The organism is Pseudonocardia nigra (genome assembly GCF_019396355.1).
GTDB classification, from domain to species: domain Bacteria; phylum Actinomycetota; class Actinomycetes; order Mycobacteriales; family Pseudonocardiaceae; genus Pseudonocardia; species Pseudonocardia nigra.
On sequence record NZ_JAHKRK010000412.1, the window covers coordinates 1 to 2,251 of the forward strand.

Sequence of the window (2,251 nt, forward strand, 5' to 3'; positions counted from 1 at the left end):
ATGCAGGTCAGGTGCGCTGTCGTTGCGCTGTGGAGCGAGCATGGAGCACATTACGCCCCTGAGTCTCGGCTCGCGATGGCCAAACTTGACTCGTTCTTACCGACTTCTTCGGTCCTAGCTCACCTAGGGGACGACGGGTCGGCCGCTGTGGCCGGACGGGATCGCGGCGGTCGGGGCGGGCGCGCGCTGCTCGGTCGGGACGGGCAGTGCTGCTGCTCGGTCGGGGCGGGCGGTGCTGCTGCCCGGGGGCCGGGCCCCGCCCGTTCTGGCGCTGTAGCAGCTACCCGGGCTGTTCGCGGCCCGATTCCTGCTGCAGCGCCATGTCGGCGCGGTCTCGACCCGGCGCAGCTGATCGTCCAGCACCCAGTCGGTGCAGACGGGCGCCGCTCGGCGCTGGACGATCAGCTCCCCGCGCGTCCGGTACTCCGGACTTGCGGAGGAAGTAGGCGCACACCTGGTCTCGCCACTCCCGAGCGGATCGCAGCGGATCGGCCAGCCGCTCGCGCACGCGGACGAACACGGCGGCGGGGATCGAGCCCTCCAGGCCCGCCCACGTCTCCAACATGCGCTCGACCTCGTCGACGCCGGCGAAGTGGGTGTCCTACACGTGCTGGATCACCGTCGACCGCTGTGCAGGACGTGGCCGTAGGGCACGTGGTGGAAGGACAGCAGCAGCTCGTCCGGGCACTCCGGCAGCGACTCGTAGACGCCCGCCCACGGCTGCGGGTATTGGCCATGGTCCAGATCGCCATGATCGTGACCCTGTCGCGGCGGCTGGCCCGCGCCGGCGACTGGCAGATCAAGCTTGAACACTCGCTCGCACCCAGCAGAAGCAGCGTGTGGGTTCGAGGTGGGCGAGCGGGACGGCGGCCCTGGCCGGCGGCGGGTGTCGGCAACCGCGCCGGGGCAGTTGTCCACAGGGCGCTCCGGCACCCTCGTTCTTGTCGGACCCCGCGGATAGAATCGCACACCTGTTCGAGAGGGTCGGTGCGACCGGCGGGGCGACGGGTTCCGCTGCCGACGCTGCCACGGTCGACGCCGCTGCCGGCGCCGCCGCTGCGGTCTCCGCTGCGGACGCCGCTGCCGCTGCCGCCGGCGACGCGGACGCCGCTGCGGGCGCCGAGGCTGTCAGGGCGCCGGTCGTCGCGGGGTGGGTCGGGCAGCTGACCCGGATCGCCACCGACGTCTCCGATCACCAGCGGATCGCCCAGATCCGGGTGCTGGAAGAGTTGAAGGCGGCCGCGGCCGCGGCGCAGGCGCGGGTCACGGTCGCCCTGCACGCTTCGCAGTGCGCTGCGCAGGCCGGCGCCGGGGAACCCGCGGCCCGGCACGGGCGCGGGGTGGGCGGGCAGGTCGGGCTGGCCCGCCGCGAGTCCGCGCACCGCGGCACCCGCCACGTGGGTTTGGCGCTGGTGCTGGTCGCGGAGATGCCGCACACCCTGGCCGGGATGCAGCGCGGGCTGATCTCCGAATGGCGGGCCACCCTGCTGGCCCGCGAGACCGCGTGTCTGTCCCTGCCCCACCGCCAGCTGATCGATCAGGCACTGGCCGCCGACCCCACGGTGCTGCACGGGTGGGGCGACCGGCAGCTGATCGCCGAGATCCAGAAACTGGCCTGCCAACTCGACGTGGCCGCGGTGGTGCGCCGGCGAGCCCGGGCCGCGTCCGAGCGGCGGGTCACCTGCCGCCCGGCCCCGGACACCATGGCGATCCTGTCCGGGCTGGTCCCGGTCGAGCAGGGGGTGGCGATGTACGCCGCGCTGGGCCGCGAAGCCGACAGCCGCATCGCCGCGGGCGACCAGCGGACCAGGAGCCAGCTCATGGCCGACACCCTGGTCGCCCGGGTCACCGGACAAGCCTCCGCCATCGCGGTCCCGGTCGAGATCCACCTGGTGATGACCGACCAGACCCTGTTCGGCACCCACCACGCCGACACCGACGACACCCACGACACCGACCGCGACAGCAACAGCGACACCGACGAGCACGACGAGCACGACGACCCCGGCGACGGCCGCGACTGCGACGACCGCGACGGCGACGGCGGCGACCGCGACGGCGACAGCGACGGCGACGGCGGCGACCGCGACGGCGGAGACGGCGACGACAGCGACGGCGGCGACCGCGACGGCGACGGCGGAGACGGCGACGGCGGAGACGGCGACGGCGGAGACGGCGACGGCGGAGACGGCGACGGCGGAGACGGCGACAGCGACGGCGACGGCGGAGACGGCGACGGCGGAGACGGCGA

General features: G+C 73.9%; 3 protein-coding genes. 1 reads left to right on the forward strand and 2 read right to left on the reverse strand.

Features of this window, described 5'->3' with window-relative positions:
- Window positions 1-280: 280 nt before the first annotated feature.
- A complete protein-coding gene (locus KME75_RS41070) occupies window positions 281-565 on the reverse strand; it encodes a hypothetical protein (RefSeq protein WP_219420388.1) in 285 nt (94 codons plus the stop codon).
- Window positions 566-615: 50 nt separating this feature from the next.
- On the reverse strand, window positions 616-813 hold the full coding sequence (locus tag KME75_RS46475) for a hypothetical protein (RefSeq protein ID WP_219420389.1): 198 nt from the start codon (window positions 811-813) through the stop codon (window positions 616-618).
- 128 nt (window positions 814-941) lie between these two features.
- Here KME75_RS46475 and KME75_RS41080 point away from each other — a divergent pair.
- Window positions 942-2,251: DUF222 domain-containing protein (locus tag KME75_RS41080; RefSeq protein ID WP_219420390.1), on the forward strand; the 1,310-nt coding region annotated here is incomplete at its 3' end.

What these genes read in the sequence shown, in the direction of transcription:
- KME75_RS41070 (WP_219420388.1), bottom strand. Translation starts at nt 565, where the DNA reads ATGTTGGAGACGTGGGCGGGCCTGGAGGGCTCGATCCCCGCCGCCGTG.